The following is a 13,051-nucleotide window of genomic DNA, read 5'->3' as shown; positions in this document are numbered from 1 at the left end:
TCGACTGACTGGGTAAACACTATTAATGGACATTATCGCGAATTACGGCACTACTCTGGTGCTCGTGGCGGCCTTGTTCGGCTTTTTGATGGCCTGGGGGATAGGCGCGAATGACGTGGCCAACGCCATGGGCACATCGGTCGGCACCAAATCCCTGACCATACGTCAGGCGATCATCATCGCCATGATCTTCGAATTTGCCGGTGCCTATCTGGCCGGCGGCGAAGTGACAGCCACCATACGCAACGGCATCATAGATACCAACGCCTTTGCCGACACCCCGGATCTGCTGGTGCTCGGCATGATCGCCTCCCTGCTGGCGGCTGGCGCCTGGTTGATCCTGGCCTCCTACTTCGGCTGGCCCGTCTCCACCACCCACTCCATCATAGGTGCCATCGTCGGCTTCGCCGTGGTGAGCATAGGCCCGGAAGCTGTGCAGTGGAGCAAGTTCGGCGGCATAGTCGGCTCCTGGATCATCACCCCGGCCATCTCGGGCATCATCGCCTACTTCATGTTCATCAGCGTGCAGAAGCTCATCTTCAACACAGATGATCCCCTGGCCAATGCCAAGCGTTACGTGCCTTTCTACATGTTCCTGACCGCCCTGGTGATCTGCCTGGTGACCATCAAGAAGGGGCTGACCCACGTCGGTCTGCACCTGAGCGACGGCGAAGGGATCCTGCTCTCCATCGTCATCTCCATCGCGGTGGCATTTGCCGGCTGGCTCTATATTCGCGGCCAGCAATACAACCCGCAGGATGACAGCAAGATGCACTTCGCCAACGTGGAGAAGGTTTTCGGCATCCTGATGGTGATCACCGCCTGTGCCATGGCCTTTGCCCACGGCTCCAACGACGTGGCCAACGCCATAGGCCCGCTCTCCGCCGTGGTCTCCATCGTCGACAGCGCCGGCCAGATCGCCGGTCAGTCCACCATCGCTTGGTGGATCCTGCCGCTCGGCGGCATAGGCATAGTCATCGGCCTCGCCACCATGGGCGAGAAGGTGATGGCCACCGTCGGTACCGGCATCACCCATCTGACCCCGAGCCGTGGCTTCGCCGCCCAGCTGGCCACCGCCGCGACCGTGGTGATCGCCTCCGGCACGGGTCTGCCCATCTCCACCACCCAAACCCTGGTGGGTGCTGTGATGGGTGTCGGTCTGGCCCGTGGCATAGCCGCCCTGAACCTGGGCGTGCTGCGCAACATAGTGGTCTCCTGGATCATCACCCTGCCCGCCGGTGCCATCCTGGCCATCGCCATCTTCTACGTGCTGCAAGCCTGTTTCTCCTGATACGCGCAGCAGCAAAAAGCCCGGGTCACTGACCCGGGCTTTTTTATATCTGGCGCATGGGAAGCAAGGGTTCGGCGGCGATCAACACGGTCCTGCCCCTGTCTCTATTCACAATGTCGGGCATGCCACCTCCTACCGCTGCGACCGGCTTGCATCCCCTGCCTTGCAGGCGCAGACTGTTTGGCCTTGTTTTTATGCGATTCGATTCAAGGCAACCATCATGACTCCTGCCATCAACCTGCTGAAAAAGCTCAAGATCCCCCACAAACTCTACCCCTATGAGTGCGAAGCTCACGACGACTTCGGCAAACATGCCGCGACCCAGCTCGGCCTGCCAGAGGCCCAGGTGTTCAAGACCCTGGTCGCCCATCACGACAAGCAGGCGGTGGTCGCCATAGTGCCCTCGTCGGGCATGTGCAGCCTCAAGCAGCTGGCCAAGGCCACAGGCTTGAAGAAGGTGGAGATGATGAAACCGGCCGAGGCCGAGAAGCTGACCGGCTACAAGGTTGGCGGCATCAGCCCGCTGGCCCAGAAGAAACTGCTGCCCACAGTGCTCGACGACTCGGCCATGGCGTTTGACGAGATACTGGTGAGCGGCGGCAAGCGCGGCCTCTCGGTCGGGGTGGCGCCACAGGACATGCTGACCCTGCTGAAGTGGATCGCCGCCCCCATCGGCGAGCACCATGAGTAACGCCTGAAACGACAGAGGCCCCGCTGGCGGGGCCTCTGTTATGTTGCCGGGTCAGTCGTTATTGGCTCGACAAGCGGCGGTCAGCTCGGATAGCCGCAACCGCTGCCTGCCGGCCTCATCGAAGTTCTCCTCCGCCAGCCAGCGCGCAAAACAGGCCTGCAACGCCGGCCACTCGCCGTCGATCACCGAGAACCAGGCGGTATCCCGTGCCCGCCCCTTGTCCACCCGGCTCTGGCGAAAGGTTCCCTCGTAGCTGAAACCGAGCCGCAGCGCCGCCTGCCAGGAGGGTCGGTTGAAGGCATTGCACTTCCATTCGTAACGCCGGTAGCCGAGGGCAAAAGCGTTGGCCATCATCAGCGCCATGGCCGCCGTCGCCAGCCGCGAGCGCTGCAGAGCCGGCGAGAAGTGCAGCCAGCCCACCTCTATGCTGCCCGCCAGGGGATCGATGCGCAGGTAGCTGGCCAGCCCCAGCGGCTGTTCACCACGCTCATCGAAGATGGTATAGAACTGGGGATCTGTCTTGGCGGCACACTCTCGCAGCCAGGCCAGCATATCCGCTTCCTCTGCGTAGGGACCCGTGGTCAGATAGGTCCACATGGCCCCGCTGTCGGCGCTGAAGGCCTGCCACAGGCCGGGGCCGTGACGCTCGGGATCCAGCGGTTCCAGCCGGCAGCCCCAGCCGCTGAGAGGGCGGCGGGGCGGAAACTCGGCGCCCCGCCAATCGGGCAGCGGCGCACCGACCGGCTGGCCGAACTCGTTCAGATGGATATCAGCAGCCACAGGCGATCCCTCCCGTTTGCAGCACGCCCGCCTCGTTGCCGGTGGCGACGGCAAAGCCGTCCTGGCGCCACCAGTGCAGGCCGCCGATCAGCTCCTTGACCTGAAACCCCAGCGCCGCCAGCTTGTAGGCGCCGCGGGTCGAGCCGTTGCAGCCGATGCCGTCGCAATAGCAGACATAGACCTTGTCCCGTGCCAATGCGGCCGTGGTCGCCGGGTTCATGGTGGCGTGGGGGAAGCTGATGGCACCGGGAATGTGTCCCTCGGCATAGTGGCCGGCGGAGCGGGTGTCGATGACGACGATGCGCGCCTCGCCCGCCAGCAGATCCGCAGCCAGATCGGCCGGGTCGGTGCGATAGGCCAGCTGGGCCTCGAAGAAGGCGCTGGCCTCTGCTGCACTGGCCAGCCCGCTGCTCAATACCTGACTCATGATAAACCTCCTTGTGACCAGACCCGAGTCCGGGTGGTGACGACTGTGTTGACCGGACTGACCAAGCCGGTACCCAATACATGGCTCATTGCTAAGCCTCCCGTGACCACTGCACTATCTTGGTGATCACTGTGGTCCTGACCGAGTTGGCGATGAAACACTCCTCATGAGCCTGATGGTGCAGTTGCTCCAGCTCGGCCAGAGTGGGCTGCCGCTCGCCGGCAAACTGCACCAGCGGCTGCAATGTGACCCGGGTGATGGACTGGCGACCCCTGTCGTCCGCCTCCATGAGGCCCACCGCCTCGTCCCGGTAGCTCTCCACCCGATAACCCGCCCTGGCCACCAGCCAGAGGAAGGTGAGCATGTGGCAACTGGAGAGGGTCGCGACGAAGGCCTCCTCCGGATCGACGTGCTCGGCCACCGACCAGGGCAAGGGCACCACGTGCGGGGAGGAGGAGGCGGGCACCCTGACGCCGCCATCAAACTCCCACCAGTGGGCCCGACTGTAGCGCTGATCGACGAAGGGCTCGCCGGCCCCGCACTGCCAGCTGATGGTGGCGCTGTATTCCGACATGCAGACTCCTTTCATTGCCAATATCTGTTGTTCCCGAACCTTGAGCCTCAATGTAGCGACATAATGGCCTTGCCACGCCGACCAATTTTGCCAATATGGACAGACCAATTGTCTGCCTGGAAATAACCATGCCCGCCCTGCCAACCCTGTTCGCCACTCAGCAACCCAGCGAGCTGCCGCTGCACGAGCAACTGGTGCGCATGTTGCGAGGCGCCATTCTGGCCGGCCATCTGCCCCAGCACAGCCGGCTGCCCGCCAGCCGCATGCTGGCCAGCGATCTCGGCATCTCCCGCAGCACGGTAGAGCTGGCCTATGGCAGGCTGGAGGCGGAGGGCTATCTGGTGCGCAAGGTGGGGGCCGGCAGCTTCGTGGCGCTGGCGGCCGTGTGCCCGGCGCCACGTCCGCCCCAGTCGGCGGCCGGACTCTCCCGCCGTGGCCGGGAGATGGCGGCGGGGGGCGCCTGTCACGACACGCCGCACGTCGGCGCCTCCTTTGCCTCCAGCCAGCCGGATCCCCGCCTCTTCCCCCACGGGCTCTGGGGCCGGCTGATGCAGCAACAGTGGCGCCAGCAGGGGGAACGCTGGATGAACTACGGCGACCCGCAGGGGTTGCCCGAGCTGCGCAGCGCCATCAGCAGCTATCTGGTGCAGTCCCGCGGCGTGGTGTGCGAGCCGGAGCAGATCCTGATCCTCACCAGCTCCCAGCAGGGGATACTGCTGGCGACCCAGCTGCTCATCGATGCCGGCGACACAGTCTGGGTGGAAGATCCCGGCTATCCTGGGGCCCGCACCGCCATGGAGAGCGCCGGTGCCAGGGTCCACCCCGTGCCTGTGGACGGGGAAGGGCTCAATCCACTGGGGCAACATCCGGCACCGCGCCTCATCTACACCACGCCGGCCCACCAGTATCCCCTGGGCGTGCCCATGAGCCTGCCTCGCCGGATGGCACTGCTGAGCGAGGCCGAGCGTCACGGTGCCTGGATCCTGGAGGACGATTACGACGGTGAGTATCAGTACGATCAGCGGCCGCTCCCCGCCCTTCAGGGGCTGGATGGCCAGGGGCGGGTCATCTATGTGGGCACCTTCAGCAAGGTTCTGTTCGGCTCTCTTCGACTCGCCTATCTGGTGCTGCCGAGACCGCTGATGGATGCCTTCTGCCGGGCCAGGGCAGCCTTCGATGGCCACAGCAACCAGCTGCAGCAGGCGGTCACCGCAGATTTCATCCGCGCCGGTCACTTCGCCACCCACCTGCGCCAGAGCCGGCTCATCTACCAGAGCCGGCGCGACCTGCTGCTGAGTGAGCTCGCCAGTCACTGCCCCGCCCTCACCCCGGTTCACAGCGGCGCCGGCTTGCAGTGCGCCGTGCTGCTGCCCGCCGGCGGCGAAGCGCGCTGGACCAAGAGTGCCAATGACATGGGTATTGGCCTGCGCCCGCTCGGCCAGTTCCATCTAGGCGAGCCGGGTCTGGAGGGCTGGCTGCTCGGCTTTGGCGCCCTCGACAACCAGACCCTTCGCCGGCTCTGTCGCCAGCTGGGCAGCCTGATGGCGTCGTCCTGACGGGCTCATTCTGGTAGCGAGGCAAGCCACCCCGGGGGCAGGGCGCAGCCCCGGGCGCCGGACTATAATGGATGAACCAAAGTCGTAGAGCCTAGCCGAGATGTATAGACTCCTGTTGCTGATCCTCTGCCTTTTCCTCTCCTCCCCCCCGATGGCGGCCACCCGCTTTACCCTGCTCAGCCCCGAAAACGGGCAGGATGCGCGGATGCGCTACTACCGGGAGGTGATGCAACTGGCGCTGGAGAAGACCCGCCCCGACTATGGCGACTATGAGCTGCTCGACTCGCTGCCGATGAATAAGGCACGAATGCGGATCGAGGTGCAGGAACCCGGGGCCAACGCTCTCTTCATCATCGACAGCTGGCCCCTGCAGTCCCCCGGCGATCAAGTCACTGCCATCCCCTTCCCCATCGATCTCGGCATTCTCGGTTATCGGGTCTGCTTCGTCGGCGCTTCCCGGGCGGATGAACTGGCCAGGGTCGGCACACTGGCCCAGTTGCAAGGTTTCAACCAGGGCACGGGCAGCGGCTGGCAGGATGCCGATATCTTGCGCCACAACGGCTTTCAGGTGCAGGAGGTGGAAAAGTACGAGTCGCTGTTTCGCATGGTGGCTCGTGGCCGCGTAGCCCTCTTCTGCCGCGGTGCCAACGAGATACTCCCCGAGTGGAAAACCCATCAAGCCGGACTGCCCGGGCTGGTGGTCGATCGCCATGTCGCGCTCTTCTATCCGCTGATCCATGTGATCTACAGCCACGCCCAATACAGCAAGGAGCGGCAACGCATCGAGCGCGGCCTGCAACTGGCCTGGCAGGATGGTTCGCTGAAACGGCTCTGGCGCCACCACTTTCAAGCCTCCCTGGTGTTTGCCAATCTGGGGCCGCGCCAGATTTTCAGGCTGACCAACCCCTTGTTGCCCAAGGAGGGGTTCGACTATCGGCCCTATCTTTATGACCCGGTACGCGATGACTTTGGCATTGACCCCTGATGGGGCTCATAGACCGCCGGCATGGCCAGGCGTGGCGCCGAGCCGGGGCGTCACTCACCCCACCGGCGGGCAGCCCGTGATGCACGCCCTGTTTGCCTGGTGTGGACGCCAGCTGCGACCCGCCAATGACCAGATGGCACAGCCCGTGCGTGCGGCAGGCAACCTGCCTCTCCCCCTTGTCGCCCCCATGAAGATCGGCAGACGGGCGACTCTGCTGGTCATGACGCTGCTGTATCTCCTGTCGATGGGGGCCCAGGCGGCCACCCGCTTCACCTACATCAGTCCGGAGAGCGAGCGGGATCCGCGCATGACCTATGACAGGGAGCTGCTGCGTCTCGCCCTCGACAAGACCCGCGACACCTTCGGCGACTATCAGCTGGTGCCCGCCCCGGCCATGACCAAGGCCCGGGTGCGGCTCAGCCTGCAGCTCAACAGTTTCACCAACCTGTTTGCCATGGACAGCTACAGCAGCACGCGTGATGGCAAAGGGCTGGCGTATGTCCGCTTCCCCATTCATCTCGGCATCGTCAGTTATCGCATCTGCTTCGTCAGCCCCCAACGGCAGGCAGCTATGGCGGAGGTGCATGATCTGGCGGGACTGCGCCGTTTCACGTTTGGCCAGGGCAAGGGCTGGCTGGATGTGGAGATACTGCGCCACGCCGGTCTCAAGGTGGTGGAGGTGGATGGCTACGAGATGCTGTTCAAGATGGTGGCGCGCGGCCGGTTCGATCTCTTGTGCCGCGGGGCGAGCGAACTGCGCAGCGAGCTGCTGACCCACAAGGACATAGGGGGCCTGAAGATGGATCCCTACCTGCTGCTCTACTACCCGCTGCCCAGGGTCTTCTATACCAATGTGGCAAACGGCGAGGCCCTGAAACGGGTGGAGACGGGGCTGCGGCAGGCCTGGCAGGACGGTTCGCTGCAAGCCTTGTGGCGCCACAGCTTCGGCCCCGCCATCGCCTTTGCCGGGCTCAAGCAGCGGCGCATGCTGCGACTGGAGAACCCCTTCCTCGAGGGCATCAACTTCGACTACCGCCCCTACTTCTACAACCCCATGACGGATCGCTTCGGCGAGCCCTGATGAGGCTCAGCCCTGTTCGCGGCAGAGCGCCAGCCAGGCCTCTGCGGTGCGGGAGAGATAGCGTTCGCTCGGCCAGATCACCCCGAGTCGCCAGCTGAGCTCGGGCAGGAGCGGCCGCAACACCAGCCCGTCCGGGGTCAGCCGGCGGCAGATGGGCTCGGGCAGAAAGGCGACCCCCATGCCGCTGCGCACCATGGCGGTGAGAAAGTCCCACTGGCTGCTGCGGGCCGCCACCTGGGGCACGAAGCCCGCCTGCTGGCACGCCTGCTCCAGCCGCTCGCTCAGGGTGAAGGCCTGGGTGTAGAGCAGGAAGGGCTCATCGCGCAGATCCTCCAGCCGGATCTCGCGGCACGCGCGCCAGCGCGGCAAGTCAGGCAACACCACCTGGATGGGATACTGATCCAGCTCCAGCGCGCTCAGGGCGCCCCCCTCTTTGGTCGGCAGCATGGTGATGGCGAGATCCAGCTCCCCTTCCAATACCGCCTGCTCGATGCGCCGGCCGCCGTACTCGACGATGGAGAGCTCCACCCTGGGATAGCGGCTGCGATAGGTGCGGATGAGATCCGCATAGACGTGGCCCACCATGGGCGGGATGCCGAGGGCCAACCGGCCAAATTGCAGGCTCTGCAGATCGGCGAGTTCCGCCTCCAGCTGCTGCATCTCGGCCAATATGGTCTGGGCCCGGTTGAACAGCACCTGGCCGCTGTCGGTCAGGGTGAAGCGGCGCCCCTCCCGGTTGAGCAGCGGCTGACCCAGCTCCTCCTCCATGTTGCGGATCATCTTGCTGATGGTGGGCTGGGTGACGAACAGCTTCTCGGAGGCGCGGGTGAAGCTCTGCTCCCGCACCAGTTCGACAAAGTAACGCAGGGCTCGGATATCCATGGTGCTCTCTCACGGGCGGCAAGCCTTAATCATGCCTCTTTGGCATGAATTTGATAATTTAAATTCATTTTTTGCAGGTTTTGCTTGTCTCTATACTGTGAGCCAGTTCACAGAAAGACACCCATCATGAAAGCCCTCTGCATTCGCTGGTTCCAGACGCCCTTCCAAATCGCCCTGCTGGCCGCCATCTGGCTGCTGGCCGATGCGGCGGTACGCACCTTCCATCTGCCGCTGCCCGCCAACCTCACCGGCATGCTGGCGCTGCTGGTCCTGATCCTGCTCGGCGTGGTCAAGACCCAGTGGTTCAGCGCCGGCGCCCGCTGGCTGCTGGCCGAGATGCTGCTGTTCTTCGTGCCGGCCGTGGTGGCCGTGGTCAACTATCAGGATCTGCTGTTGCAGGAGGGATGGCGCATCATGCTGGTCTTGCTGATCAGCACCACCCTGGTGCTGGGCACCACGGCGCTGGTGGTGGACAGAGTCTATCGCCTCGAGCTGAAGCTGGCCCGCCGGAGTCGCCGTCATGTCTGATACCCTGCTTGGCCTGCTCTGCTTCGCCCTGACCCTGCTGTTCTACTACGCCAGCAAGTGGCTCTATGGCCGCAAGCGCATACTGCCCCTGATGCCGCTGCTGCTGGCACCCACCCTGCTGGTGGCCGTGGTGCTGCTGTTCCACATCCCCTATCAGGACTACATGGCCCAGTCCCACTGGCTGCTCTGGCTGCTGGGTCCGGCCACCGTCGCCTTCGCCGTGCCCGTCTATGAGAACCGCCAGCTGATCCACCGTCACTGGCTCTCCCTCTCGGTCGGGGTCGTCGCCTCCGTCATCATGGCGGTGGGCAGCACAGTGCTGCTGGCGCGCTGGCTGCACCTCTCCGACATGTTGCAGCGCAGCCTGGCGATGCGCTCCATCACCACACCGTTCGCGGTGGAGGCGACCCGCGCCATCGGCGGCCAGACAGATCTCACCGCCCTGTTTGTGGTGCTGACCGGGGTGATCGGCATGGCGGTGGGGGAGAGCGTGCTCACCCTGCTCGCCATCCGCAGCCGCCTCGGCAAGGGGGCCGGTTTCGGCGCCTCTGCCCATGGCGCCGGCACCGCCAAGGCGTACCAAATGGGGAACGAGGAGGGCGTCGTCTCCAGCATGGTGATGATGATCGCCGGCATGGTGACTGTGCTGCTCGCCCCCTTGCTCGGCCAGATGTTCTGGTAATCCGGCCTGCCGCCAGGCGAGGTCAATTTCCCCCTGCCATGGACGGCAAGCCTCCCCCGCCAGCCGCTACACTGAACTCAATGTGATGGCGGTGAGCGGTATGATGAACCACAGAGTGATCCCCCTCGGGTTGCTGATATGCAGCCTGCTCTTCTCCCCCCTCTTGCAGGCCGTGGACATAGTGACCCACGTCAGCCCGGAAAGTGATCGGGATCTGCGCACCCTCTACGGCCAGCAACTGCTGCAACTGGCGCTGGAGAAGACCCGCGACAGCTTCGGCGATTACGAGCTGCGCCCGGCCCCGCCCATGAGCCGGACACGGCTGCGCCAGGTGCTGCAATACAACCTCTACCCCAACCTGCTCGCCATCGACAGCTTCCCGCCCCCTGGAGACCCTCATGATCTGGACTATGTCCGTTTCCCGGTGGATCTCGGCATCCTGGGGTATCGCATCTGTTTCGTCAGCCCGGCGCGGCAGCAGGCGGTGGCACAGGTGCGCACCCTGGCCGATCTGCAGCAGTTCAGCCATGGCCAGGGCCGTGGCTGGCAGGATGTCGACATCTTGCGTCATGCCGGTTTCAAGGTGCAGGAGGTGGAAGGGTACGAACGGCTGTTCAAGCTGGTAGCAAGAGGCAGGCTGGATCTGTTCTGCCGGGGAGCCAACGAGCTGTTTACCGAGCTGGAAACCCACCGGGATCTGGCCCGGCTCACGGTCGATCAGCACCTGGCCCTCTACTACCCCTTCATCCACCTCTTCTACAGCCACAAGGATAACCAGCACGCCCTGCGCCGCATCCGCGCCGGCCTGCAACTGGCCTGGCAGGACGGATCGCTGCAGGCGCTCTGGCTCAAGACCTTCAAACCGGCACTGGATTTTGCCAGACTGGACCAGCGCCTGCTGTTCAGGCTGGACAACCCCTTGCTCCGGCAGATGGATTTTGACTATCGCCCCTATCTCTACGACCCCCTCAGCCACAGCTTCGGGCCCGGCGAAGCCGCGAGCCATGAGCAGCAGGGCGAGGCGAGCCCGACCCACTAGCAAGGGCGCAACCACTACACTCATGGGAGTCTCTTTCTCCGACAGGAGGTCACGATGCGCTGGATCCCGCTGCTTGCCCTGTTTCTCGCCCTGCCCGTGCCGGCCGCGGCCCCGACTGTGTTCACCTACATGAGCCCGGAGAGCGAACAGGATCCCAGGGTCACCTATGACCGTGAGCTGCTGCGGCTGGTGCTGGAGAAGACCCGCGCCAGCCATGGCGACTATCGCCTGCAAGCCGCCCCGCCCATGACATTGGCCAGGATGTGGATCAGCCTGCGCTTCGATCACTATCCCAACCTGTTTGCCATGGACAGCTACCACTCGGACCGTGACATGACGGGGGTCGACTATGTGCGTTTTCCCATCCATCTCGGCATCGTCAGCTACCGCATCTGCTTCGTCAGCCCCCAGCAGAAGGAGGCCGTCGCCAGGGTCACCAGCCTGGAGCAGCTGAAAAAGTTCGACCTGGGCCAGGGCAAGGGCTGGCTCGATGTGAAGATCCTGCAGCAAGCCGGGTTCAGGGTGCAGGAGATAGAGGGTTACGAGCAGTTGTTCAAGATGGTGGCGCGTGGCCGTTTCGATCTCTTCTGCCGCGGGATCAACGAGTTGCCTCAGGAGAAGCTGAACCACAAGGGGATAAAAGGGCTGGTCATGGATGAGAACATAGCCCTCTACTACCCCCTGCCCCGCGTCTTCTTCACCCACAATGCCAATCGGCAGGCGATCCAGCGGGTACAGGCCGGGCTCAAGGCCGCCTGGCGAGACGGCTCGCTGCAGGCGCACTGGCTCAAGACCTTCAAGCCCTCACTCACCTTCGCCCACCTCAACACCCGCCGCCTGTTCCGGCTGGAGAACCCCTTCATCAAGGACATTGACTTCGACTATCAGGCCTATTTCTACGACCCCGTCCACGGCCGTTTCGGCCCGGGCGAACCCTGAACGGACCTTGCCCGGGCAGCGACATCCTCGGCCGATAGCCCCAGCCCGCGCCTATTGAAGCACGCCTCAGCAAAAAGCCCGGGTCAGTGACCCGGGCTTTTTCATGGCGGACAGCTGGCAGAAGCCGCGCCTACTCCTCGATAAAGGTCCACTCGTCCCGCACCCGGCTGATGGCATCGAGCCGGCGCTTGGCAAGCTGCTCGCGAATGGCCTCGCCCTTGAAACCGGCGGCCACTATCTCTTTCACGGGCACGGCCTGGGCCGCGCCGAGCGCCTGGGCCACATAGTCGGGCTCGGCATAGACCCGCTCCTCGAAACCGGTACGGCCGTGGAAGTCGGCGCGGCAGGCGTCCAGCAGCTGGGCGAAACGCTCGGGTCTGCGCCAGGCATCCGCCTTGTCGAACACCTTGAGCAGAGTCGCGGGCTTGAGTTCGAAGGCAATGTGGATATGGGTGTGCAGATCGCTCACCAGCAGCGCCAGATCGCGGCAGTCGTTCGGCACCCGAAAACGCTCGCAAAAGTCGCGGATCAGCGGCAATCCCTTCTGGCCGTGACCGTGGTGGCTCGGCCAAAAGGCGGGCGGAGTCAGTCCCTTGCCAAAGTCGTGGCACAGGGCGGCGAAGCGCACCGCCAGCTCGGGGGAGAGGCGACACGCCTGCCCCAGCACCATGAGAGTGTGGATGCCGGTGTCTATCTCAGGGTGCCACTTGGCGGGGGCCGGCACACCGAACAGGGCGTCCAGCTCCGGGAACAGCGCCTTGAGGGCGCCACATTCGCGCAGCACCTCGAAGAAGATCTGGGGAGTCTCTCCCAGCAGCACCTTCTCCAGCTCCTTCCAGACCCGCTCCGGGGTCAAGTGGGCCAGCTCGCTGGCGTCGGTCATCTCGCGCATCAGCGCCAGCGTCTCAGGGGCCACCACGAAGCCCTGGGCGTGGAAACGGGCGGCGAAGCGGGCAACCCGCAGGATGCGCAGCGGATCCTCGGCAAAGGCCGGGGAGACGTGACGCAGCACCCGTCGCTCCAGGTCCTGGATGCCGCCGTAGGGATCGTGCAGCCGACCCTCTTCATCCTCGGCGATGGCATTGACGGTGAGATCCCGGCGCAGCAGATCCTGCTCCAGCGTCACCTCGGGGGAGGCGTGGCAGACAAACCCTGTGTAACCGCGGCCCTGCTTGCGTTCGGTGCGGGCCAGTGCGTACTCCTGCTGGGTCTTGGGATGGAGAAACACGGGGAAGTCGCGGCCCACCTGGGTGAACCCCAGCGCCAGCATCTGCTCCACGGTCGCCCCCACCACCAGGTGATCCCGATCCCCTTGCGGCAATCCCAGCAGGCGATCCCGCACCGCGCCCCCAACCAGATAAGTCTGCAATCTCTGTCTCCCTTGATAAACCTGCCTCGATTATACCGGTTTTGCCTGGCGGGCACGATGGCGCCGCCACGCCCCCGCGATCAGGCAGCCATGATCGCCCTGCCGGTTTGGCCCGACAGCCACACGGACCTATCCCCGCCACAACCAGGCCACATTCGATAAAAACAGCGGTTTTGGCCGCCAGATGCGCCAGCCCCCCTTATGGCACCCGGGTCTTTGACATCCCG

General features: G+C 64.4%; 14 protein-coding genes. 9 read left to right on the top strand and 5 right to left on the bottom strand.

Annotated elements, in window-relative coordinates:
• The first annotated feature begins 25 nt into the window (after positions 1 to 25).
• Positions 26 to 1,291: an inorganic phosphate transporter gene (locus ACM3N8_RS14365; protein ID WP_042868184.1), complete on the top strand. Its 1,266-nt coding sequence runs from the start codon at positions 26 to 28 to the stop codon at positions 1,289 to 1,291.
• A 220-nt stretch (positions 1,292 to 1,511) separates the two neighbouring features.
• The gene (gene ybaK / locus ACM3N8_RS14360) at positions 1,512 to 1,982 is read left to right on the top strand and encodes a Cys-tRNA(Pro) deacylase (protein WP_042868183.1); all 471 of its coding nucleotides are present in this window, start codon (positions 1,512 to 1,514) and stop codon (positions 1,980 to 1,982) included.
• 51 nt (positions 1,983 to 2,033) lie between these two features.
• On the opposite strand, the gene ACM3N8_RS14355 is transcribed toward ybaK, so the two are convergent.
• From ACM3N8_RS14355 to ACM3N8_RS14345, 3 genes are all read right to left on the bottom strand, one after another.
• The gene (locus tag ACM3N8_RS14355) at positions 2,034 to 2,762 is read right to left on the bottom strand and encodes a GNAT family N-acetyltransferase (RefSeq protein WP_416016247.1); all 729 of its coding nucleotides are present in this window, start codon (positions 2,760 to 2,762) and stop codon (positions 2,034 to 2,036) included.
• The gene (locus tag ACM3N8_RS14350; protein WP_043554430.1) at positions 2,752 to 3,189 is read right to left on the bottom strand and encodes a rhodanese-like domain-containing protein; all 438 of its coding nucleotides are present in this window, start codon (positions 3,187 to 3,189) and stop codon (positions 2,752 to 2,754) included. Before ACM3N8_RS14350 ends, ACM3N8_RS14355 begins: the two co-directional genes overlap by 11 nt.
• A gap of 91 nt (positions 3,190 to 3,280) precedes the next feature.
• On the bottom strand, positions 3,281 to 3,763 hold the full coding sequence (locus ACM3N8_RS14345) for an OsmC family protein (protein ID WP_416016246.1): 483 nt from the start codon (positions 3,761 to 3,763) through the stop codon (positions 3,281 to 3,283).
• Positions 3,764 to 3,891: 128 nt separating this feature from the next.
• On the opposite strand from ACM3N8_RS14345, the gene ACM3N8_RS14340 reads away from it, so the two are divergent.
• From ACM3N8_RS14340 to ACM3N8_RS14330, 3 genes are all read left to right on the top strand, one after another.
• Positions 3,892 to 5,319, top strand: coding sequence for a PLP-dependent aminotransferase family protein (locus ACM3N8_RS14340; protein WP_416016245.1), 1,428 nt, complete (start codon positions 3,892 to 3,894; stop codon positions 5,317 to 5,319).
• Positions 5,320 to 5,419: 100 nt separating this feature from the next.
• A complete protein-coding gene (locus ACM3N8_RS14335) occupies positions 5,420 to 6,304 on the top strand; it encodes a hypothetical protein (RefSeq protein ID WP_416016244.1) in 885 nt (294 codons plus the stop codon).
• 220 nt (positions 6,305 to 6,524) lie between these two features.
• Positions 6,525 to 7,385, top strand: a complete 861-nt coding sequence (locus tag ACM3N8_RS14330; protein ID WP_348686949.1) for a hypothetical protein — start codon at positions 6,525 to 6,527, stop codon at positions 7,383 to 7,385.
• A 6-nt stretch (positions 7,386 to 7,391) separates the two neighbouring features.
• On the opposite strand, the gene ACM3N8_RS14325 is transcribed toward ACM3N8_RS14330, so the two are convergent.
• Positions 7,392 to 8,267, bottom strand: a complete 876-nt coding sequence (locus ACM3N8_RS14325; protein WP_043137158.1) for a LysR family transcriptional regulator — start codon at positions 8,265 to 8,267, stop codon at positions 7,392 to 7,394.
• A gap of 126 nt (positions 8,268 to 8,393) precedes the next feature.
• Here ACM3N8_RS14325 and ACM3N8_RS14320 point away from each other — a divergent pair, with 126 nt between their 5' ends.
• The 4 genes from ACM3N8_RS14320 to ACM3N8_RS14305 all read left to right on the top strand — a co-directional run bounded on the left by ACM3N8_RS14320 (position 8,394) and on the right by ACM3N8_RS14305 (position 11,455).
• On the top strand, positions 8,394 to 8,795 hold the full coding sequence (locus ACM3N8_RS14320; protein WP_017412989.1) for a CidA/LrgA family protein: 402 nt from the start codon (positions 8,394 to 8,396) through the stop codon (positions 8,793 to 8,795).
• Positions 8,788 to 9,477, top strand: coding sequence for an LrgB family protein (locus ACM3N8_RS14315; RefSeq protein ID WP_103472145.1), 690 nt, complete (start codon positions 8,788 to 8,790; stop codon positions 9,475 to 9,477). Before ACM3N8_RS14320 ends, ACM3N8_RS14315 begins: the two co-directional genes overlap by 8 nt.
• Positions 9,478 to 9,577: 100 nt before the next feature.
• Positions 9,578 to 10,516 carry a hypothetical protein gene (locus ACM3N8_RS14310; protein WP_416016243.1) on the top strand — a complete coding sequence of 313 codons (939 nt, stop codon included), beginning with the start codon at positions 9,578 to 9,580 and terminating at the stop codon, positions 10,514 to 10,516.
• A gap of 54 nt (positions 10,517 to 10,570) precedes the next feature.
• Complete coding sequence (locus ACM3N8_RS14305; RefSeq protein WP_103472144.1) at positions 10,571 to 11,455, top strand: hypothetical protein; 885 nt, start codon at positions 10,571 to 10,573, stop codon at positions 11,453 to 11,455.
• Positions 11,456 to 11,585: 130 nt separating this feature from the next.
• Here the strand turns inward: ACM3N8_RS14305 and ACM3N8_RS14300 are convergent, their stop codons facing one another.
• A complete protein-coding gene (locus ACM3N8_RS14300) occupies positions 11,586 to 12,824 on the bottom strand; it encodes a multifunctional CCA addition/repair protein (RefSeq protein WP_416016242.1) in 1,239 nt (412 codons plus the stop codon).
• Positions 12,825 to 13,051 lie beyond the last annotated feature (227 nt).

This window comes from Aeromonas sp. A04 (assembly GCF_047780465.1).
GTDB lineage: Bacteria > Pseudomonadota > Gammaproteobacteria > Enterobacterales > Aeromonadaceae > Aeromonas > Aeromonas bestiarum.
This window is presented reverse-complemented; position numbering and strand designations above follow the sequence as displayed.